17 protein-coding genes are annotated in these 21356 nt (G+C 62.8%); 4 read left to right on the top strand and 13 right to left on the bottom strand.

The genetic code is table 11. The features are described from left to right. Positions 1-289: 289 nt before the first annotated feature. Positions 290-1903 (top strand): tetratricopeptide repeat protein, encoded by a 1614-nt coding sequence (locus FRZ40_RS20915; protein ID WP_147235450.1) that lies wholly within the window; start codon positions 290-292, stop codon positions 1901-1903. Between the two features lie 21 nt (positions 1904-1924). Here the strand turns inward: FRZ40_RS20915 and FRZ40_RS20910 are convergent, their stop codons facing one another. The 3 genes from FRZ40_RS20910 to FRZ40_RS20900 form a co-directional block, all read right to left on the bottom strand. Continuing rightward, positions 1925-3673 carry a peptidoglycan D,D-transpeptidase FtsI family protein gene (locus FRZ40_RS20910; RefSeq protein ID WP_147235449.1) on the bottom strand — a complete coding sequence of 583 codons (1749 nt, stop codon included), beginning with the start codon at positions 3671-3673 and terminating at the stop codon, positions 1925-1927. A gap of 268 nt (positions 3674-3941) precedes the next feature. Beyond that, positions 3942-5483, bottom strand: coding sequence for a methyl-accepting chemotaxis protein (locus tag FRZ40_RS20905; RefSeq protein ID WP_028369065.1), 1542 nt, complete (start codon positions 5481-5483; stop codon positions 3942-3944). 721 nt (positions 5484-6204) lie between these two features. Then, complete coding sequence (locus FRZ40_RS20900; protein WP_147233635.1) at positions 6205-7401, bottom strand: IS4 family transposase; 1197 nt, start codon at positions 7399-7401, stop codon at positions 6205-6207. Between the two features lie 459 nt (positions 7402-7860). Between FRZ40_RS20900 and aepX the strand changes: the two genes are divergently transcribed. The 3 genes from aepX to FRZ40_RS20885 are packed head-to-tail and all read left to right on the top strand — an operon-like array spanning position 7861 to position 11818. Further along, positions 7861-9570: a phosphoenolpyruvate mutase gene (aepX, locus tag FRZ40_RS20895; protein ID WP_147235448.1), complete on the top strand. Its 1710-nt coding sequence runs from the start codon at positions 7861-7863 to the stop codon at positions 9568-9570. Then, positions 9567-10751: a phosphonopyruvate decarboxylase gene (gene aepY / locus FRZ40_RS20890; protein WP_147235447.1), complete on the top strand. Its 1185-nt coding sequence runs from the start codon at positions 9567-9569 to the stop codon at positions 10749-10751. The genes aepX and aepY overlap by 4 nt, the downstream gene beginning before the upstream one ends. After that, on the top strand, positions 10751-11818 hold the full coding sequence (locus FRZ40_RS20885) for a 2-aminoethylphosphonate aminotransferase (RefSeq protein ID WP_147235446.1): 1068 nt from the start codon (positions 10751-10753) through the stop codon (positions 11816-11818). The genes aepY and FRZ40_RS20885 overlap by 1 nt, the downstream gene beginning before the upstream one ends. Before the next feature lie 773 nt (positions 11819-12591). On the opposite strand, the gene FRZ40_RS20880 is transcribed toward FRZ40_RS20885, so the two are convergent. The 10 genes from FRZ40_RS20880 to FRZ40_RS20835 form a co-directional block, all read right to left on the bottom strand. After that, positions 12592-13545: an IS5 family transposase gene (locus FRZ40_RS20880; RefSeq protein ID WP_147233004.1), complete on the bottom strand. Its 954-nt coding sequence runs from the start codon at positions 13543-13545 to the stop codon at positions 12592-12594. A gap of 247 nt (positions 13546-13792) precedes the next feature. Beyond that, positions 13793-15022, bottom strand: a complete 1230-nt coding sequence (locus FRZ40_RS20875; RefSeq protein ID WP_147235445.1) for a porin — start codon at positions 15020-15022, stop codon at positions 13793-13795. Positions 15023-15119: 97 nt separating this feature from the next. Continuing rightward, entirely contained in the window at positions 15120-16625 is a 1506-nt protein-coding gene (locus tag FRZ40_RS20870) for an aldehyde dehydrogenase family protein (protein ID WP_147235444.1), read from the bottom strand. 25 nt (positions 16626-16650) lie between these two features. Beyond that, positions 16651-17205, bottom strand: a complete 555-nt coding sequence (locus FRZ40_RS20865) for a c-type cytochrome (RefSeq protein ID WP_028369509.1) — start codon at positions 17203-17205, stop codon at positions 16651-16653. Beyond that, positions 17202-17699, bottom strand: a complete 498-nt coding sequence (locus FRZ40_RS20860) for a c-type cytochrome (protein ID WP_147235443.1) — start codon at positions 17697-17699, stop codon at positions 17202-17204. Before FRZ40_RS20860 ends, FRZ40_RS20865 begins: the two co-directional genes overlap by 4 nt. Next, positions 17696-18241: a methylamine dehydrogenase light chain gene (locus tag FRZ40_RS20855; protein ID WP_028369511.1), complete on the bottom strand. Its 546-nt coding sequence runs from the start codon at positions 18239-18241 to the stop codon at positions 17696-17698. The genes FRZ40_RS20860 and FRZ40_RS20855 overlap by 4 nt, the downstream gene beginning before the upstream one ends. A 40-nt stretch (positions 18242-18281) precedes the next feature. Then, positions 18282-18905 (bottom strand): methylamine dehydrogenase accessory protein MauD, encoded by a 624-nt coding sequence (mauD, locus tag FRZ40_RS20850; RefSeq protein ID WP_028369512.1) that lies wholly within the window; start codon positions 18903-18905, stop codon positions 18282-18284. After that, complete coding sequence (locus FRZ40_RS20845) at positions 18902-19468, bottom strand: MauE/DoxX family redox-associated membrane protein (RefSeq protein ID WP_028369513.1); 567 nt, start codon at positions 19466-19468, stop codon at positions 18902-18904. The genes mauD and FRZ40_RS20845 overlap by 4 nt, the downstream gene beginning before the upstream one ends. 7 nt (positions 19469-19475) lie before the next feature. Beyond that, positions 19476-20633, bottom strand: a complete 1158-nt coding sequence (locus FRZ40_RS20840) for an amine dehydrogenase large subunit (protein ID WP_147235442.1) — start codon at positions 20631-20633, stop codon at positions 19476-19478. Between the two features lie 326 nt (positions 20634-20959). Then, positions 20960-21343: a hypothetical protein gene (locus FRZ40_RS20835; RefSeq protein WP_240057249.1), complete on the bottom strand. Its 384-nt coding sequence runs from the start codon at positions 21341-21343 to the stop codon at positions 20960-20962. Between the last annotated feature and the right edge of the window lie 13 nt (positions 21344-21356).

Below are 21356 nucleotides of genomic sequence, written 5' to 3'. Positions count from 1 at the left end.
GGGCCGGCGTGTCAATCGGTGATGTGCGCGAAGCGGACTCGCGAGGTCGGCGCACAAGGCGAGACTGACTACGTGAACGCTGGAGCAACGAGCGAGGTGCTTGCCTCTGCTGGAATATCGGCGCTGCGGCTGGCGACTTTAGATGCGAAAACCGTTTAAAACGAGGGTCGAAACGAATGCGGGCACTTGCGCATCGTTCGGTTGATATCGGACGGGAACTTGACGATTCTTTACGAGAGACGGGATCGCGCGCCGCAGAATGGGCCGCTCAACATCACACCTCGCTTTCATGCTGCCCACTTTCGCTCCGTTTCTGACCTTTCTTCGCCAGGCTGTCGCGGCGCAATCGTGTGGCGATATGCGCGCGCGTGCCCTGTGGCTTGAAGCCGCGACGTATCTGCAGCCGACGGATGGCGCGTCGATCGACAGGCTGATGGTCGATCTGCTCGAACAGCAGCAGTTCGAGCAAGCCGTATCGCTCGTCGAAACCGTCGCGCAACTCGAGCCGCATAGCGCAGCGGCCAACATGCGGCTCGGCTACGCGTTGCAGATGGCCAGCCGGCATCGCGATGCCATCGCTTCATATCGCCGCGCGCTCGCAATCGATCCCGCGTTTCCGCAGTTGCGCAAGAATCTGGCGATTGCGCTGAACCGCTCGGGCGGTGATCCCGAGGAAGAGCGGCAGGTACTCGAAGCGGCCGTCGCAGCGGAGCCGTCGGACGTAGCGCTGTGGCTCAACCTGATGGGCGCTCGCCGCGCGTGCTTCGATCTCGACGGATCGCTTGCGGCAGCGGCGCGCGCCGTCGAGATCGATCCGCAGAGCGCGCTCGCGCATGGCAATCTCGCGCAGGCGCTGAAGGAGTCGCAACGCTGGGACGACGCGCTGATACATGCGAAGCGGGCCTGTGCGCTCGCGCCCGGCAATGCCTCGCTGCGCACGGGGCTCGGCGTGCTGCATCTGCTGCGCGGCGAATACCCGGAAGGCTGGGCTGCGCACGAAGCGCGCTGGAACGATCCGGCCAGCATGCTGACGGAAGGCCGGCCGCCGTTCGGCAAGCCGCAATGGCGCGGCGAATCGCTCGCGGGCAAGACCTTGCTGGTCTGGGGCGAACAGGGCATGGGCGACGTGCTGCAGTTTTGCCGCTTCATTCCGCCTCTCGCAGAGCGCGTGCATCGCGAGGGCGGACGGATCGTGTGGAATTCGTTCGCGCAGATGGGCGCGATGCTGTCGCGCAGTTTCGGCGAACACGTCGATGCGTATTCCGTCGCGCGCGACGTCGGATCGTTGCCGGCGTTCGATGTCGAATTGCCGCTCGCGAGCGCGCCGTTGATGCTCGATACGCGCGTCGAATCGATCCCGCAGGCCGTGCCGTATCTGCGCGCCGATGCGGATGCGCGCGCGGCATGGCGCGCACGTCTCGCGGATGAACGGCGTCTGAAGGTCGGGCTCGCATGGACGGGCAGCCTGAATCACGGACGCAACCGCTTTCGTCGTGTCGGCTGGGAGCGTTATGCGCAGGCGTTTCGCGATATCGGCGGCGTCGCGTTCTATTCGCTGCAGCCGGGCGCAACGGGCGATATCGATGCGGCCCGGGCAGCCGGTCTGTCGATCGCCGACTTCACGCACGAATGGCGCAGCTTCGACGATACGGCCGCGTTCGTCAGCGAACTCGATCTGGTGATCACGGTGTGCACGTCGGCGGCGCATCTTGCGGGCGCGCTTGGCCGGCGCACCTGGGTGCTGCTCGACGTGAATCCGTACTGGACATGGATGACGGACGGGCGCGACAGCGCGTGGTATCCGACAGCCACGCTTTACCGGCAGCAGCGGTTCGGCGAATGGCAGCCTGTGATGGATGACGTGACGCGCGACCTGCAGGCGCTGGCTGCCAGCAGCGTTTAGGCAGGCGCCGCGCGCGAGGCATCACACGTCGGGCGCATGCGTCGCGGCCGAAGCCGGCGTCTCGACAGGCGCATCGGGCGGCACGCCGAGCAGTTGCAGCGAACCGCCCGTCACCGCGCTGAACACGGGGCCAGCGACCGTGCCGCCATAAAACGCGCGTCCGGCGGGATCGTCGATCATCACGGCGACGACGAGTCGCGGATTGCTCATCGGCGCCATGCCGACAAACAGCGAGCGGTAGCGTCCCTTCGCATACGACGCGCCGACCTGTTTGCGAGCCGTGCCCGTCTTGCCGCCGATGCGATAACCGTCGATGTTCGCCGCGCGTCCCGTGCCGCCCTCGCTGGTCGCCATTTCGAGCATCGAGCGGATCGCGGCCGCCGTGGCGGGTGTCGTCACGCGCTGGCCGCCCGAAGAGGTGCGCGCCGGGTCGATCAGCAGCGAGGCGGGATGCAGCGTGCCGTCGCCCGCATAGGCCGTGTACACCTGCGCGATCTGCAACAGCGACGCCGACAGACCGTAGCCGTACGCCATCGTCGCCTGTTCGATGGGACGCCAGCGCGCGAACGGACGCACGCGGCCCGCCGCGACACCCGGAAACGTCAGCTCGGGCGCGCGGCCCAACCCGTATTCCTGGTACTTGTTCCAGATGGTTTCAGCGGGCAGGTTCAGGGCGAGCTTGGCGAGCGCGATATTGCTCGACTTCTGCAAGGCCTCGGCGATCGTCATGCGTCCGTGGTTCGACGTGTCGTGGATCACGGCGGGGCCGATCTTGTACCAGCCGGGCGCCGTGTCGATCATCGTGCCGGGCCGCACGAGGCCGCGATCGAGCGACAGCGCGACCACGAGCGGCTTGATCGTCGAACCCGGCTCGAACGTATCGACGACGGCGCGGTTGCGCAGCTGCCGTCCCGTGAGGCGCGAGCGGTCGTTCGGATCGAAGCTCGGATAGTTCGCGAGCGCGAGGATCTCGCCGTTGTGCGCGTCGAGCACGACGACGCTGCCCGCCTGCGCACTGTGCTTCGCAACGGCGGCTTTGAGTTGCGCGTAGGCGAGCTGTTGAATGCGGCGGTCGATCGTCAGATGGACGGTCGCGCCGTTCTGCGCGGGCGTGAGCGGGCGCGTGTCCGACACGACGCGGCCAAGTCGATCGCGGATCACCTCGCGCTCGCCTGGCTCGCCGGACAGCATTTCGTTCGCGGCCAGCTCGATCCCTTCCTGGCCGTTGTCCTCGATATCGGTGAAGCCGACCACGTGTGCCGCCGATTCGCCCTCGGGATAAAAGCGCTTCGAATCCGCGATGCGCGTGATGCCCGCGAGATTCAGCTTGTCGATATGCGTGGCCGTTTGCGCGTCGACCTGGCGTTTGAGCAGCACGAAGCTCTTGTCGCCCGAAACACGATGCTTGAGGTCGGCGAGCGGCATGTCGAGCAGCTTTGCGAGCGGCGGATACGCGGCTTCGTCGAGCAGTTTCGGCGACGCCCAGATTTCGTACGTCGCGAGACTCACGGCGAGCATCGCGCCATGGCGGTCGACGATGCGCCCTCGTGTCGCGTCGAGCTCGATGGTGCGCTGATAGCGCTTTTGCCCCTGTTCGACGTAGAAATCCTGATTGACGACCTGCACCCAGAACGCGCGCCCGACCAGCGAAGCGAACGCCGCGAACACGAGGATCACGATCAGCTTCGAACGCCACATCGGCAGACGCGCGACGAGGACGGGATTCTTCGCGACGGGCGCGTACGGATCGTGGTTTTTCTTGCGGAGCATGAGAGCGAAGCCGGCCGTTCTGGCAACCGGTCCACAGTGAACGTGGACAGATTGTAATAAGAACGTAATCTAGACGCGAGCTTCGCGCAAGGTTTTTGCGTGTGAGGCGACACCGCGGAGGCGTCTGCAAAAGGGGCGGCGGCGCGGTTTTGAAAACGGGCGAGGGTCGCCCGTTCAACCTATGCGTCGTCTCCGACGCGGCGTGTTGAAGAGGCGCCCTCTGCGGGGCGCCTTCTTTTTCGGTTATTGCCGGGAGAGCGCTGCCCGATCAGGCAGGCAGCGAGAAGCTCGAAATCGCTTCGCGCAGCACGCCGACCTGATCCTTCAGCGAATGCGCGGCGGCCGCGGCCTGTTCGACGAGCGCGGCGTTCTGCTGGGTGACCTGATCCATTTCGCCGACGGCGCGGTTCACCTGCTCGATGCCCGCGCTCTGTTCGCGCGACGCGTGGCTGATTTCCTCGAGAATCTCGTTCACGCGGCGCACCGACGCGACGATTTCACCCATTGTCGAACCCGCGTTCGCGACGAGCGAAGCGCCTTCCTCGACGCTGCCCGTCGACGTTTCGATCAGCGCCTTGATCTCTTTGGCCGCCGTTGCCGAGCGCTGCGCGAGGCTGCGCACTTCGGCTGCGACGACCGCGAAGCCGCGGCCCTGCTCGCCCGCACGGGCTGCTTCGACGGCTGCGTTGAGCGCGAGGATGTTGGTCTGGAAGGCGATGCCGTCGATCACGCCGATGATGTCGCCGATCTGCTTCGAGCTGTTCGTGATGTCGCCCATCGTGCGGACCACGTCGTCGACGACGCGGCTGCCGCGCTTCGCGATGTCGGCGGCTTCGCTTGCGAGGCCGGCTGCCGTTGCCGCGCTATCGGCGTTCTGCTTCACGTTCGACGTCATCTCGTCCATGCTCGACGCCGTTTGCACGAGGGCAGCCGCCTGTTCTTCCGTGCGTTGCGACAGGTCGGTGTTGCCCGCGGCGATTTCAGTCGCGCCGACGTTGATGTTCTCGGTGCCGGTGCGCACGCGCGACACGGTTTCGACCAGGCCCTTTTGCATCGTATGCAGCGCGTGCAGCAGGCTCGTGCGGTCGTTGTGCGCGAGCGGCACGGGCGTCGCGAGGTCGCCGCGCGCGATGCGCTGCGTTGCTTCGACGGCCACTTCGAGATCGCCGCCGAGCGTGCGCTTCACGCTGCGCAGCACGACCACCATCACGACGGTCGCGATGCCGCCGAGTACGAAGGTGATGGCGAGCCAGCGCAGCAGATCGACGTAGAAGGCTTTCTGCACGTCGTCCATGTACATGCCCGTGACGAGCACCCAGTCCCACGGCGCGAAGCGCATGGCGTAGCTGGTCTTGGGGACGGGCGTTTCGCTGCCCGGCTTGGCCCACAGGTAATCGACGAAACCGCCTTTGCCCTGGCCAGCCGCATTGACGATATCGACGAACAGGTGATTGCCCGCCGGGTCCGTGAAGCCGGACAGGTTCTTGCCGACGAGCGCCGGCTTGAACGGATGCATCAGCATGACGGGCTGCGAGTCGTTGACCGAGAAGTAGCCGTCGGTGCCGTAGCGGATCGCTGCGATGGTGTCGAGCGCCTGCTTTTTGGCATCGGCTTCGCTCATCACATGTTGTTGCGACAGCGTGTAGTAGCGGTTGGCAATCGAATTGGCCTGCTCGACGAGCGTGGTCAGCTGATCGCGGCGGTCGGCGATCATCGACGAGCGGCTTTGCCACGCGCCGAACGCACCGATGAGGACGAGGCCGATCCAGAGGATCGCGATCATCGAGGCGAGTTTTTTGTTCAGTGTCATGGTGTGGGTTTGCTTGCTTTTGCTTTTGCTTTTGCTTTTGCTTTCAGCGGGTTGTGTTGCAGCGGCCGCTTGTGGCACTGCTTGGTGGTGTTTACGGCGCAACAGCGTTTGCGCATAACGCGGGGAAACCCCTAACTGGTTCTTTTGTTATTTGTATGAGGGTTTGGGCCTGTGGCGCGGCTTTGCCTTTTTTGGTTTTTTGGTTTTTGGGTTTTTGCTGGCGTCCGCGTTTTCGTATCGGTTTGCTAGCGTTGCCCCTGTGCGGGCGGCAGTTACTTTCTTTGCCGCGGCAAAGAAAGTAACCAAAGAAAGCCGCTTTTAAACCTCCGGTGCCCGCCAGGGTCGCGCCGCGGCATGCCGCAGTCGAGCTATTGCACAGCGACGTCCGCACCCCGTAGAAAGCCCGCAGTCAACCGCGCACGGCGCGCAAACCCCACACACAGTCCGGAGCACATACCGCCGCAACCGATGGCAACGCACAAAAAACAAGCCGACTTATGTGCCCCAACCGGGTGTACTCCTTCATGCGGCGCGCGCCTGATTGCGGGCTTTCTACGGAGTGTTTGCGTCGCTGTGCGACAGCTCAAAGAACGTGTGTTGTCGCGTTATCCTGGCCGGCACCGGAGGTTTGAAGCCGCTTTCTTTGGTTACTTTCTTTGCGGCGGCAAAGAAAGTAACTGCCGCCCCGCACAGCAATGCTCTCAACTTAAGCCCCATTCCATCAGGCGAACTTGTACGTGAGATGGCAATGGGGCTTGGTTTTTCCGGGTGGTCGAGGATATGAACGCGCGGGCTGTATGCGACATCGGTTCTGATGGATGAGCGCAAGCAGCGTGGCGAGGCCTTCCAGACAGTGGCGCACGCGTAGAAGACACGCACCGAGAATGGGCTTGAGCACGCCGCGTGCGTACACCCGGTTAGGGCGGCTGGCACAGACATTATCGTGTGAGACATCCAGATCACTGAGCAAGGTGCACAGGTTGTCGGCGAGGATTTTTGCGCCCAGATCCTGCTGCAATGCCAGGTAATCCAGCCCCGTCACGGCCTCCAGTCGCAGTCGGTGCTTGAGGCGCTTGAACGCTTCCTCGACCCGCCAGCGCTGATGATAGAGCGCGCCGAAAGACGCCGCCGGATAACGCTGGCCATCGAGCAGTGAGGTCATCAGCACACGCACGCGACCGCTGGGCGTGACGTCCCGTATCAGGCGCACGGTGCTCGGTGTACGGGCCAGTTCATAGTCGCGGGCATCCTGCTCGCAAGGCGCTTGTAGCGTCACGATGCGCTCGGCTTCGCCGCTGCGGGTGAAGTCGGTGACGCACTTCCAGTTATGTGTATCGACGCGCATGCAGAACGCAATCTCGCGCTGCGTCAGCGTGGCCACCATCGCGTTACCGATAAAGCCACGATCAAGTAGCAGCAGATCGGTACACGGCTGGAGCACATCCAGCGCTTCAAACAACATCTGGCGCTCGGCGCCGTCGGCGGAGTGAAGCGCGGCGTGCAACGTCAGTTCGGGGCCCGGCAGGAACAGCGCAAACACGTAGTGATCGGCGCGTAGTTCATGGCCCCGGCGGGTGCTCACGCGCAGACGGCTGCCGTCAGCGGCGACCAGCCTCAGGCCGTTCCAGCGCATCGATTCGATATGGGGTTGAGCCAGAGAAATCAGGTGAGCGCGGGCCAGATCGAACAGATCAGCCGACAACCCTCGACGCGCCTTGCTAAACGCCTGTGCGCTGACCGCGCGGGTCTGGCCGCCGCGCTTATCCAGCGCGCCAAACAGCGCATCGAGTTCGGCCTGCACGCTTGCGCACATGCCCGACATCATCAGCGCAGCCATGCGCGGCAAGGTCAGTGTGCGATTACGGGTAAAGGCGGTAGGAGAACGACGCACGCGATCGGCGAGCGCCGGATCGAACAGGAATTCGGAGAACTCAGCCAGAAGCCTCGAGGAAGCTGGTATTTGAGTTCATATCGTTGATTTATCAGGGAGTTATGCAATCAAGTTTACAGGGGCAATGCCTCGTTTACAAGCGCTTTGACGCTTAAGTTGAGAGCATTGCCCCGCACAGGGGCAACGCTAATCAACCGATACGAAAACGCGGATGCCAGCGTTCAAAAAAACCGCGGACGCCAGCGTTCAAAAAAACCGGATGCCAGCGTTCAAAAAAACCATAAAACCCAAATACAGGCGACTGCGTCGCAGACAATAAAAAACCATGTAAATAGCCACATTTTTCACCCTAACACCATCAATTGCCAAAACCGCCCCCTTTCAAAGGCAAATTGAAATCATTTCCGATATAGTCGCCATTTTTATTCGTTAGAACCGCCGCCACGCGCGCAGCGCAACGAGACAGCGAGAACGGAGCCAACATAAATGAACGCACGCGAACCCTCTTTCGTCACCACCCTGTCGCGCAGCGCACGCCTGCGCCAGATGCTCATCAGCAACGAACTCGAATTCCTGATGGAAGCGCACAACGGCATCTCCGCGCGCATCGCGCGTGAAGCCGGCTTCAAAGGCATCTGGGGTTCGGGCCTCGCGATTTCCGCACAATACGGTGTGCGCGACAACAACGAAGCGAGCTGGACGCAAGTCGTCGATACGCTCGAGTTCATGGCCGACGCCAGCGATCTGCCCATCCTGCTCGACGGCGATACCGGCTACGGCAACTTCAACAACGTGCGCCGCCTCGTGCGCAAGCTGGAACAGCGCGGCATCGCGGGCGTCTGCATCGAAGACAAGGTATTCCCGAAGACCAACAGCTTCATCAAGGGCGAAGCGCAGCCGCTCGCCGATATCGACGAGTTCTGCGGCAAGATCAAGGCGGGCAAGGACTCGCAGACGGATGAAGATTTCTCGATCGTCGCCCGCGTCGAGGCGCTCATCGCAGGCTGGGGCATGGACGAAGCGCTCAAGCGCGCAGAAGCGTATCGCCAGGCAGGCGCCGACGCGATCCTGATTCACAGCAAGCTCTCGCGCCCCGACGAGATCCTCGAGTTCGCGCGCGAATGGGCAGGCCGCGGTCCGCTCGTGATCGTGCCGACCAAGTACTACAGCACGCCGACGGAAGTGTTCCGCAAGGCCGGCATCAGCACCGTGATCTGGGCGAACCATCAGATTCGCGCGGCCACGTCGGCGATGCAGGCCGTCGTCAAGGAGATCTACGAAAGCCAGACGCTCGTGAACGTCGAAGACCGCATCGCGACCGTCAATGAGATCTTCCGTCTGCAGAACGCCGACGAATACTCGGAAGCGGAAGAACGCTACCTCTCGTCGTCACGCGTGGCGGGCTCGGCCGTCGTGCTCGCCGCGAGCCGCGGCAAAGGCCTCGAAGCCGTCACGACGGATCGTCCGAAGGTCATGCTGCCCATCGCGGGCAAGCCGCTCTTGCGCTGGCTCGTCGATGCATTCAAGAAGCAGGGCGTCAACGACATCACGGTCGTCGGCGGCTATCGCGCCGATGCGATCGACACGGCCGGCATCAAGCTCGTCGTCAACGAGCGTCACGAGCAGACGGGAGAACTGGCGTCGCTCGCATGCGCCGTCGACAACCTGCAGAACGACACGCTGATTTCGTACGGCGATTTGCTGTTCCGCAGCTACATCGTGCGCGATCTGGTGGAAAGCGAAGCGCCGTTCAGCGTGGTCGTCGATTCGACGACGGTCGACGAATCGGGCGCAGCGAACCAGAACGTGCGCGATTTCGCCTGGTGCTCGGCGGGCGACGATCGCGGCCTGTTCGGCAACAAGGTGTTGCTGCGCCGCGTGTCGAACAACGAAGCCGACGTAAAGGGCGAAGCGCCGCATGGCCGCTGGATCGGTCTCCTGAACGTGCGTGGCGCGGGCCGCGAGCGTCTGCAGGCAATGATGAACACCCTGCGTGCACGCCCCGATTTCGATTCGCTCGATATGCCCGCGCTGCTGAACGCGCTGCTCGAAGCCGGTGAAGAAATCGAAGTGCAATACGTGCATGGCCACTGGCGCGGCGTGAACGACCTCGAAGACTTCCGCCGTGCAGGCGACTTCGCGCACGAAGCCACGCCGCTCGCGAAGGGCGATGCAGCGGGAGGCGCCGCGCAATGATCGAGGCAGCACAGTTCGTCGAAGCGGCGCGCGAGCGCGGCTTCGACTGGTATGCGGGCGTGCCGTGCTCGTATCTGACGCCGTTCATCAACTACGTGCTGCAGGACCCGAAGCTGCATTACGTGTCGGCGGCGAACGAAGGCGATGCCGTCGCGTTCATCGCGGGCGTGACCCTCGGCGCGCGGAATGGCCGCCGCGGCGTGACGATGATGCAGAACTCGGGCCTCGGCAATGCGGTGAGCCCGCTCACGTCGCTGACATGGACCTTCCGTCTGCCGCAGCTTCTGATCGTCACGTGGCGCGGCCAGCCCGGAGTCGCGGATGAGCCGCAGCATCAGCTGATGGGGCCCATCACGCCGGCGATGCTCGACACGATGGAGATTCCGTGGGAGACGTTCCCGACGGAAGCCGACGCGATCGGTCCCGCGCTGGATCGCGCGATCGCGCACATGGATGCGACGGGCCGCCCGTATGCGGTCGTGATGCAGAAAGGCAGTGTCGCTCCGTATGAACTGAAGGACGCCGGCCGTTCGGCGAAACGCGAGGTGCGTGCCGCGCGTAATGTCTCGCATGGAAAGACGCCTGATACCTTGCCGACGCGCAACGAAGCGTTGCAACGCGTGATCGCGCATACGCCGTTGAATTCGACGGTCGTGCTGGCGTCGACGGGCTTCTGCGGACGCGAGCTGTATGCGATCGACGATCGTCCGAACCAGTTGTACATGGTTGGTTCGATGGGCTGTCTGACGCCGTTCGCACTGGGCCTCGCGCTGACGCGTCCCGATCTGCACGTGGTCGCGCTCGATGGCGATGGCGCGGCGCTGATGCGTATGGGCGTGTTCGCGACGCTGGGCGCATACGGTCCGTCCAACCTCACGCACATTCTGCTCGACAACGGTGCGCACGATTCGACGGGCGGACAGTCGACGGTGTCGCCGCAAGTGTCGTTCGCGGGCGTTGCGTCGGCGTGCGGCTATGCGTCGGCAGTCGAAGGCGACGATGTGAGCCTGATCGACGAACTGTTCGCGTCGCCGTTGCTCGATGGCCCGCGCTTCGTGCGCGTTGCGATTCGCCGCGGCACGCCGGACGGCCTGCCGCGCCCGACCATTACGCCGCCCGATGTGAAGACGCGCCTGATGCGCCACATCGCCACAGCCGGCTCGAACGAAGGAGTGCGTTGATGCTGCTGATGAACCCTGGTCCCGTCACGCTGACGGAGCGCGTGCGCAACAGTCTGCTGCAAACCGACCTGTGTCACCGCGAAGGCGAATTCTTCGATCTTCAGGACGAAGCGCGCGCGCGTCTCGTCAAGCTGTATGACCTCGACCCCGTGCAATGGAGCGCCGTGCTGATGACGGGCTCGGGCACGGCGGCCGTCGAAAGCATGATCGCGGCGCTGGTGCCGGAAAACGGCAAGCTGCTGATCATCGAAAACGGCGTATATGGCGAGCGTATTTCGCAGATCGCGAAGCAATACGGCATTGCGCACAGCATCGTGAAGCACGAATGGATGCAGGCGCCCGACCTCGCACGCATCGCTGCTGTGCTCGACGATGACAAGGCCATCACGCATGTCGCCGTGATTCATCATGAGACGACGACGGGGCGTTTGAACGATCTGAAGGCGCTTGCAGAAGTTTGCCGCGCGCGCGACGTGAAGATGCTGGTCGACGCCGTGAGCAGTTTCGGCGCGGAAGAAATCGACTTCGCGCAAGGGACGATTGCGGCTGTCGCCGCGACGGCGAACAAGTGCTTGCATGGCGTACCGGGCGCGGCATTTGTGATCGTGCGGCGCGATGCGCTGGCGGTTGCCGCGAGCCGCACGTATTACCTCGGGCTCGTGCGACTCGCCAGTTTGCAGGATCAGCGCAATACGCCTTTTACGCCTTCCGTGCATGCGTATTACGCGCTGGTTGAAGCGCTGCGCGAACTCGACGATGAGGGCGGCTGGAAGGCGCGGCATGCACGGTATGCTGCTCTGGCCGAGCAGGCGCGCGCCGGGCTTGCTGAGCGTGGGATTGCTGGCGTGCTGCCGGCTTCTGAATCTTCTGTTGTTTTGCGGGCTTATCGTTTGCCTGATGGCGTTTCTTATGAGCGCTTGCATGATGCGCTCAAAGCGCGTGGTTTTGTGATCTATGCCGGGCAGGGTGGGTTGTCGAAAGAGCTCTTCCGGATCTCGACGATGGGGGCGATTCATGCGCCCGATGTTGATCGGCTTTTGGGTTGTTTTGATGAGTTGATGAAGTAGAGGTCTTTTTGTCTGCGACGCAGTCGCTGTTCTGGTTTTTGGTTTTTGGTTTTTGCTGCGCTGGCATCCGCGTTTTCGTATCGGTGCTTCATGCGTCGCCCCTGTGCGGGGCGGCACCTACTTTTCTTTGCAGCGGCAAAGAAAAGTAGGCAAAAGAAAGCCGCTCACACCGCCAGCTCTAGTTGTTGCCTGCGGGCCCCCCACGGGTCCCGCACTCCAGACGGCATCGCACTTTTCCAAGCGTGTTGCCAGCGCATTGAACAAACGCATCACCCACTCCAATCATCCGTAGCGCAGCCAGCGGCAGCGCATCGTCTGCGCAGCCCAGGTGGCAAACTGTGTGTAGGGTGTCGCACCTTACGCGTTGGCGCTTCTACGACACCGATCCCGCTTTTCAGTCCGGAGTGTTGCACGTACGTCGCGACGGCCTACACACCGTTTGCCACCTGGGCGGCGGTGAACTTTCTGGTAACGCAATTCGTGACGCGGGAGTGTGAAGTGGGTGAGGCGAATCTGAGAGCGCTGGCAACGCGCATTGGGTAGCTCGATGCCGCGTGGAGTGCGGGACCCGTTGGGGGCCCGCAGGCAAACACAAGGATTGGCGGTGTTAGCCCGCTTTCTTTGCTTAGGAAGGTCTGAACAACCCGTTTTCTGCCTGGGATCTCTAACTGGCACGCGCGGAGTGGAATTCGCGTCCCCATTCACGCTGTGTTGAACCGATGCCGGTCGCATCTTGCGCATGGACGCTGCGCCTTTGGGGGCGTCTTCGCCCTTCATTTCGCTTTACCGAGCACCCCGCGAGCCAACCAGAGATTGATCAGCGCGAACTGCGTTTCGATCTGCGCCGTGTTCTTCGCCATGCCTCGATACCGCGCCTTCAGATAGCCGAACTGACATTTGAGCACCCGAAACGGGTGCTCAACCTTCGCCCGCACGCCCGCCTTGAGCCGCTCGACTTTCTCGTAGATTCTGTCGAGCCGCTTGCTTTTGTCCAGCTTTCTTCGCTTGCTCGGCCTCATCGCCACGTGCCACTGGACCGCCCCCGTTTCGCCTCGCTTCTCGATGCCCACGTAGCCCGCATCGGCAAACGCAACCTCCTCGTCGCCGTGCAACAGTTCATGCGCCACCGTGATGTCGTGAACATTTGCCGGCGTGCACTTGACGGTATGCACCAGCCCCGACTCCACATCGACTCCGATGTGCGCCTTCATACCGAAGTACCAGCTGCCGCCCTTTTGCGTCTGGCTCATCTCCGGGTCTCGCGTGCCAGCCTTCTTCGTCGAACTGGGTGCCGAAATCAGCGTTGCGTCGACCGCCGAGCCCGCCTTGAGCATCAGGCCCTTCGCCTGCAGGATCTCGTTGACCGTCGCCAGCATTCTGGCCGACAGCTCATGGGCCTCAAGCAGGTGCCGGAATCGCAGGATCGTGCTCTCGTCAGGCAGCCGCGTCATGCCCGTGCCCAGCAGCGCGAACTCCCGGTACAGCGGGATGTCGTGCAGCGCCTCCTCCATCGCCGGGTCCGAGAGGCTGAACCATTGTTGCATGAAGTGAATGCGAAGCATCGTCTGGATCGGAAAAGGCGGGCGGCCAGTCTTGCCTTTCGGATAGTGCGGTTCGATGAGCGCAATCAGCTTCTGCCACGGCACCACGCGCGTCATCTCATCGAGAAACTCGCGCTTGCGGGTGCGCTTCGTCGACAGATCCAGACCAAGACCAAGTTGTGTCATCACGCCACTCCATGAAGTCTCCTGATCCCAGGATAGTCCAAGCTCACGTCAATGCCAGGACTTTTGCAGAGATTCCCTTACTTTCTTTGCGGCGGCAAAGAAAGTAAGTGCCGCCCCGCACAGGGGCAACGCCTGAAGCACCAATACGAAATCGCGGATGCCAGCACAAAAACAAATCACGGATGCCAGCACAAAAACAAATCGCGGACGCCAGCACAGCAAAAAACCCACTGACATCCCCGATCAATCAAAAGCTATGCTTCATCCCAACAATGACAGAAACCTGCTTATCGGAAGTGGAGTTCGGCAGATTAGGAATCTGCGCATAGATCACAGCTTGCCCGGTCACGGGATCCGTCCCGATCCCACTCCCTGCAGCCTTCTGATAGATCCCAACGGCATAAAGCGACGTCCGCTTGGACAGACTATAAGTGGCACCGAGGTTCACCTGATGAAACTTCGGCGAGCCACTCACGTCGGTCTTCATCGAGTTATAGATATACGCAGCGCCGAGCGTAAAGGCAGGCGACAACGCATAGGTCGCATTCACCTCGATGATATCGAAGCGCACATCCGCGCCTTGCGGCAACGCGGCGCTCGCGAAGTACTGGCTATCGTCCAGCTTCGTATGCGTATACACGAGGCCGAAAGTCGCCGGGCCGAACGTGTATGAGCCGCCCACGCCGAACGTCTTCAATGAACGCGCGTTCTGCAACTCGCAATACATTGCGGTCGGATTCGAGCATGCAAAGTCGCCGATATAACCCTGCTCGCCGCCGAGCGCGGCATCGAGCGGATTGTTCAGGTCGAGATAGCCGATGCCGAACGAGAAGGGCGCGGTGTTGTAACTCGCGGCAACCGCCCAGCCGCGCTTTTGCGAGAAGTCGCCCGCGACGCCGCCCAGTGAATACGTGCCGCTTACCGAAAAGCCGGCAAACGTCGGGCTGACGTACTGCACGGCATTGTTCAGATTCAACGCGGCATTCAGGTTGTCGACGTCGCCGATATGCGAGCCGAACAGCGTCGCCCACGTGTTGCTCGACGCATACGGCGCAAGGGCATTCGTGTACGAGTCGAACTGGCGCCCAAAGGTCAGCGTGCCATAGCGTTCGTTCGTGAGTCCGACCCACGCATTCTGATTGAACAGCGTGCCGCCCTGCACGAAGCTGCCGCTTCCCGTATAGAAACTGTTCTCGAGCTTGAACGTGACGGCCGTGCCGCCGCCGATGTCTTCGCTGCCCGTCAGGCCGAAGCGCGAAGGCGCGGAATTGCCGCCCGTGAACTGAAAATTGTGACCGCCGCCGACACTGCCGTCCGCATGCGTGACCTGCTGGTTGTTCGTATACGTGATGCCCGCATCGACATCGCCATATAGCGTGACGCTGCTTTCTGCATGCGCGATGCCGGGCGCTGCCAGCGTCGCGGCGAGCGCGGCCACCGCCGCCGCGATCTTGCGCGGCGTCGTCGGATGATTCATGTCTCTTCCCCTTTGTCTCTTTGTGTCTGCGTCGTGAGCGCGCAGCGCGCTTACGTTGCCGGCGCATCACACGCCGGCAACGTAACAAGTGAACCGCTTACGCGTAATTGATCATCACCGACTTGCTTTCCGTGTACTGCTCGATGACGGCGCGACCCAGTTCACGGCCGAAGCCCGATTGCTTCATGCCGCCGAACGGCATCGCGTTGTCGAGCAGCGAGTGGCAGTTGACCCATACCGTGCCCGCAGCGATGCGCGGAATCAGCTTGTGGACGGCCGACATGTCGTTCGACCAGATGCTCGCGCCAAGGCCATACGGCGTGTCGTTCGCGAGCTGCACGGCGCTCTCGACATCGTCGAATGGCATGGCGACCAGCACCGGCCCGAAGATCTCTTCGCGCACCACGCGCATCGTGTGATTCGTATCGACCATCACGGTCGGCTCGACGAAGAAGCCGGGCTTGTCGAGCATCTTGCCGCCCGCTGCCGCGCGCGCGCCTTCCGCGAAGCCCGAATCGATATAGCCGCACACGCGGTCGCGCTGCTTCGCGGACACGAGAGGGCCGATCAACGTCGACGGGTCCATGCCCGCGCCGACCTTCAGGCTCTTCGCGATCTGCGCGACACCGTCGATCACCTTGTCGAACACATTACTGTGGATATAGACGCGCGAACCCGCCGTGCACACCTGGCCCGAGTTGAAGAAGATCGCATTCGCGACGCCTTGCGCGGCCTTATCGATATCGACATCCGGCAGCACGATCACGGGCGACTTGCCGCCCAGTTCGAGCGACATGCGCGTCATGTTGTCGAGCGCCGCGTGACCGATCAGCTTGCCCGTCTGCGTCGACCCCGTGAAGGCGATCTTGTCGATGCGCGGATCGCGCGACAGCGCAGCGCCCGCCGTGTGTCCATAACCGGTGACGATATTGACGACGCCTTCCGGATAACCCGCTTCGCGAATCAGCTCGCCCAGACGCAGCGCGGAGAGCGGCGTGTCTTCAGCGGGCTTCAGTACGACTGTGCAGCCCGTCGCGAGGGCAGGCGCGAGCTTCCACGCGGCCATCAGCAGCGGAAAATTCCACGGAATGATCGCCCCGACTACACCGACGGGTTCTTTGCGCGTGTACGCGAACACTTCACTATCCGGCATGTACGGCATGCCTGCATCGATCACGCTGCCTTCGATCTTCGTCGCCCAGCCCGCCATGTAGCGGAAGCACTGCGCGGCCATCGATACGTCGAGACCTTGTGCGACCATCACCGGCTTGCCGTTGTCGAGCGATTCGATTTCCGCGAGTTCGCGCGCGTTCGCTTCGACGAGATCGGCGAGCTTGAGCAGCAGGCGTTCGCGGTCGGTGGTTTTCATCGAGCGCCACGGGCCGGCATCGAACGCACGGCGCGCGGCGGCGACGGCCTGCTGCACGTCGTGCTCGTTCGCTTCGGGCACGCGCGTGAGCACACTGCCGTCGGCGGGATTGACGACGTCGATCGTGCGGCCCAACGTTGCGTCCGTCCACTCCGCGCCGATCAGCATCTTCTTCGGCTTTGCGAGGAAGGCTTGCGTGGCGTCGAGCAGCGGGAAAGTATTCTTCGTCTCCATGTTCGTTTCCTTTGGATGGGAATGTTCAGTAGCGGTCGGCGACGCCCTTGATGCCGCGCTCGTGCAGATCGCGGATCAATCCGGCGCGCACGGTCGCGACATCGGAGTAAGCGGGGCGGCGGTGCTGGGTGATTTCCGCGGCGGTATAGGGCTTGAAGTCTTTCGGCAACGCGTCGCGATTCCTGGTCGTGAGCAGCCAGTTCAGCACGTCGGCAAGTTCCTGATCGGAGAGCGCCGAGTTCGACGCGCCCGGCACGCGCATCACGTATTCGCGACCTGCGGGCAGATGCTCGAAGTAGCCGAGCGAGTTCGCGAGCGGCGGCACCTTGCCGGGAATGCCGCCGCCTGTCGCCGTGTGACAGCCCATGCAGTTGAGCACCCAATGCTGTTGCGCAAGCGATGGATCGGACGCGCTTTGTGCATTGGCAGGCAAGGGCGTTACGGATGTTGCGGCGCACGCGAGCAGCAGCATCGATACACGGCGCGCTGCGTCCGTCCACAGCGCGACAGCCCGCACGCCGCGCGCGGGCTGCTGCGTGTGCACGCGATGGCCGGCACGAGACACGCGGGCGGCGTTCATAGGCCGAGCCCCTTCACGACGGCAGCCCGCTGCGTGTGAACGGCGGTGCTGTCCAGCGTCTGCGCGCGTGCTGCCTTGATGTCGGCGGCCGTGAACGGCTTCGCGTCGCCGTGCTGCGCGTTGAGATCGAACACGACGTAGTTCAACACCTGAGCCAGGTCTTCGTCGCTTGCGCTCGCGAAGCTCGGCATCTTGAAGTTGTAGCTTTTGTCGTGCACCTTGATCTCGCCGAACATGCCGTGCACGACCGTCGTCGTCAGCTGCGTGCGGCCTTGCGACGTCGTCGAGTACTTGCCGGGGTATTCGGTGAGCGGCGGCGCGAGACCGTCCTGCCCCTTGCCGCCCGCCTGATGGCAGACCGCGCATTGCGCGTCGAACATGCTCTTGCCGGCGGGGTAGTGCACCGTCTGCGCTTGCGCGGCATCTGTCATCGCGAACGATGCAGCCGCCGCGATGCAGAAGGCCGCGATTTTTCCAGCGTGTTTCACTTTCATTGCTTTGCTGCTCCAAGCAGGACCGAAACCGAACAGTGATAGTTCGAATTGCCGTTCGCCATGCACCAGTTGATGTCGTTGTCGAGCGACAGCTTGTAAAGCGGCTTCTCGCGTTCGTTGCGATTGCAGAAGCACTTGCCGCAAGAGGTTTTGCCGCAGCAGTCGTTGTACGAGACGATGTAGTCGGAGCCGTCGTGCGGATTGCGGCAAGTGCCGATCCACGTGATCGGCGACGGCGTGGTGCCCGGCGGACAGCTGCTCGACGTGCCGCCGCAGCAGCTGCAGAGCCATCCGTCGATTGCGCAGTACTTCCAGTAGTCGCAGCTCATCGGATCGTCGCTTGCACCCGATGCGGCTGCGCCCGATGCGCCTGACGCAGCCGAAGCCGCATCGGCCGCATACGCGGTGCGATCGACGGGCAGCAGCGGCAGCATTGCCGAACCGACCAGCACCTTGCCGAGCTTCGCCATCGCGCTGCGCCGCGAACTGCGCTGCGCGACGCCGCGCGCCGACTTCTCGAACCATGAATCAAAAACGCCCATGTGATTGTTCTCCGCTCAGGTTGTCAGTGGGTTCGACGCGTTATGCATGCTGCTCGTGTTCGTGGCGATGATCGCCATGCACGAACTCCTGCAGCGACGCGACGCCGCGTTCCTTCGCCTCGAACAGGCTTTCGAGATGCTCGCGCGTGTTGACGAGACCCTTCGAGCGGACCTTGCCGCTTTCGTCGAGCAGCACCGCATACGGCAGCTTGCCGATCTGATACGCCATGCCCAGTTCCTGCGACAGCACATAGGGGAAGCGGTCGAGGTTCTGCTTCTGCGCGAAGCGCTGGTGTTCGGCGACATCGCCGTCGCTCGCGAGCACGATGTTGACGGGCGTCGATTCGCTCGCTTGTAGCGAAGGCAACAGCGGCAGCAGCTTCTTGCACACGGGGCAGGTCGGCGACAGGAAGAACAGCAGCGTGGCCTTGCCTTGCGCATCGATGCCGCCCACTTTCACTTGCTGGCCGCGAATGTCGGACAGTTCGAACGTCGGTGCGATCGCGCCGACGGCGGGGCCCTTGTCGATCATCAACGCGCCTGCGGGCATGATGCGTTCATACAGAATGCCGACCTGGCGGACGAGTGCGAGACAGATCGCGCCGAGCGCGAGAACGGCGATCCACAGGAGCGCGGTCGAAACGGTGAGAGCGGTTTGCATCATGAATTCCTCAAGTGAGAGAGGCGCGGCACGTTGGCGAGCAGCACATCGAAAGTGAGCAGTGCGCAGACGATCAGCAGCACGGCAAAGAAGAGCGTCAGGTAGTCGAGCCACACGATCGAACGCGTTGCAGGTTCGATGAATGCAGTGGCGGCGAGCGCCGCAAGCAGCAACGCACGCGCGACATGGAACCAGCCGATGCCGCGCGGCGCGTTCTGCTGCGTCGTGGCTTGCGTCGCAGCAAAGCCCGAGCAGCCGCAGTCGATATCCGTGTGACCGCGAAGGATGTTGAACGCGAGGCCCGCCGCGAACGCGAGCAGCAGCGCGACCAGCACGATGGCGCCGGGCACGCGCGTATCGGGGAACAGCAGCGCGGCGGCGCCGACCGTTTCCGCTGCCGCAATCGCGATGGCGGCGGGCGCCGTCAACGCGTCGGGCAGCAGACGGTAGTCGCCGAGCGCCTGACGGAACGCGGCCGGGCGCCGCCATTTGGCGACGGCGCCGAGCAGCACGACAATCGCCGTGCTGGCTTGCGCGCCCGTCGCGAGTACAGGATCGAGCATCATGTCGGCCTCACGGATTGACGAGCAGCGACGACGTATTGCCGACCTGCTTTTCGACGTTCTGCAGCTTGCCCGTGCGCGCATCCATCACGACGAGATCCGACGTGCCCGTGATGCCGTAAAACAAGGGCTTGTCGTCTTCGCTGACCTGGATCGATGCGATCGGGTCGATCTTCTGCTGCGACAGATCCCAGCGCGCGATGCGCTTTTTCGTCTGCAGGTCGTACACCCAGATTTCCGTGCCCGGATCCTTGTGCGAGCCTTCTTCACCCTTGTGCATCGCGACGTAATAGCGATGCAGCTTCGCCTGTACGGCTGTCTGTTGCATGCCGCCGGGACGCCAGCCTTCGGCGCGCTCGGCGTCCGTCAGCAGCGACCATGGCTTGCCGAACACGGGCTTGTCGCCACGGAAATCGGCGCTGCGCACCATGCCGTGGAAAGTCGTGAACAGATAACCGCCCTGATACGGCGACGCGTTGATGTACGCAGGATCTTTATCGACGTCGATGAACGCATCGGACATCACGCGCTTTGCTTCCTTGCCGTTCGCGTCGAGCGTGACGGTCAGCGCCTTGCCGCTTTCGCACAGGCCCGTGAAGCGGTCGTTGCCCGACGGATAGGCGAGCACGCACGCGGCCATGTCGATTTCGGAGAGCACCTTCTTCGATGCGACATCGATCACCGTCACCGATGCGGCAGGCGTGATGTTGGTCACATAAACGCGCTTGCCGTCCGCGCTAAACGTCGTGTTGTACGGCGACGGCACGTGCTGGCCGTGCTTCGGCGGAATGACGATTTCGCCCGTGTGATCGAGCGTCGCGTTGTCGGTCATCTCGACGACGTCGGTGCGCGCGCCGTGCGAGCCGCGTGCGAAGTACGTGGTCGACACGTAGCTCGTCTTGTGGTCCGGCGAGATCGCAAAGCCCGGTGCGAAGCCTGCGTCGATCTGGCCGAGCAGTTTCTTCGCGTCGGCGTCGTACATGTAGATGCGCGCGTCCGTCATCGACGGCATCGAAATGTCGACAACGAACACTTCGTGCGGATGCCATGCGGGCAGCTTCTGCACGGTCAGTTCTTCGGGCTTTTCGATTGCATGCGCGCTGCCGGTGCAGGCCGCGGCAAATGACAGCGTCGCCGCGATGGACGCGGTTCGTCGCCTTATTCTCATGTCGCCTCCAGTTGAGATGGGTTGTGTGAGGCGACTTTAGATCGACGAAAAATCGGGCCAACGCCGAAACCGGCAATGCGTGCGTGCCGATTTGGGATATTGGTAGCCTTGGTGAAAGGGATGTAGGGCTTGTGTTGGGTTGCGCGCGGTGCGGCTGTTGGGGGTTAGGGTTTGTCTCAGGTGGCTGCGCGAGAGGCGAAACCACCCGGCAATCGAAAAGCGCATGGGCACATGTCAGTCACGCGATGGTCGCGTGCTGGTGAGGGGTAGGCCGGGAGTCGGGGGCCTTCAGCGCGTGGGCGGTCCGTGAAGTAGCAGTGCAGAGTTCACTTGTTACTCCCCTGCCCCGTCCCATACAGCCCATTATCAAAGCCGCCCGCGCCTTCGGGCTTGTGTCCCGGCTTCGCTTTTGACTTTTCGCGCTGGTCCGGCTTTGCTTCGGCCGCTTGCGGTGTATCCGATTCAAGCGTGTGCGGCGCGGGCGTTTGCGGGTTCGTGCCCATTGGCGCGGTGCGGCTTTCTTGCGGCGGCGAGCCGCTCGGTGCGGTGATCTGTGCTTCGGCGAAAGTCGACAGGGATATCGCCGCGCAGAACACGCCCGCCGAAAGAACGAGCTGGCGCAAAACGGGTGAAATCGGGTTCGAGTGCATGAGCGCTTGTCCTTGCAAAATGATGACAAGGACAGCAGTCCGCATGCCTGCATCGTTCATTAAGCACTCAATA

Source organism: Paraburkholderia azotifigens, assembly GCF_007995085.1.
In the GTDB taxonomy this organism is placed as follows: Bacteria; Pseudomonadota; Gammaproteobacteria; order Burkholderiales; family Burkholderiaceae; genus Paraburkholderia; species Paraburkholderia azotifigens.
The sequence above is the reverse complement of the archived record's forward strand: the minus strand, read 5'-3'. Positions and strand labels throughout refer to the sequence as shown.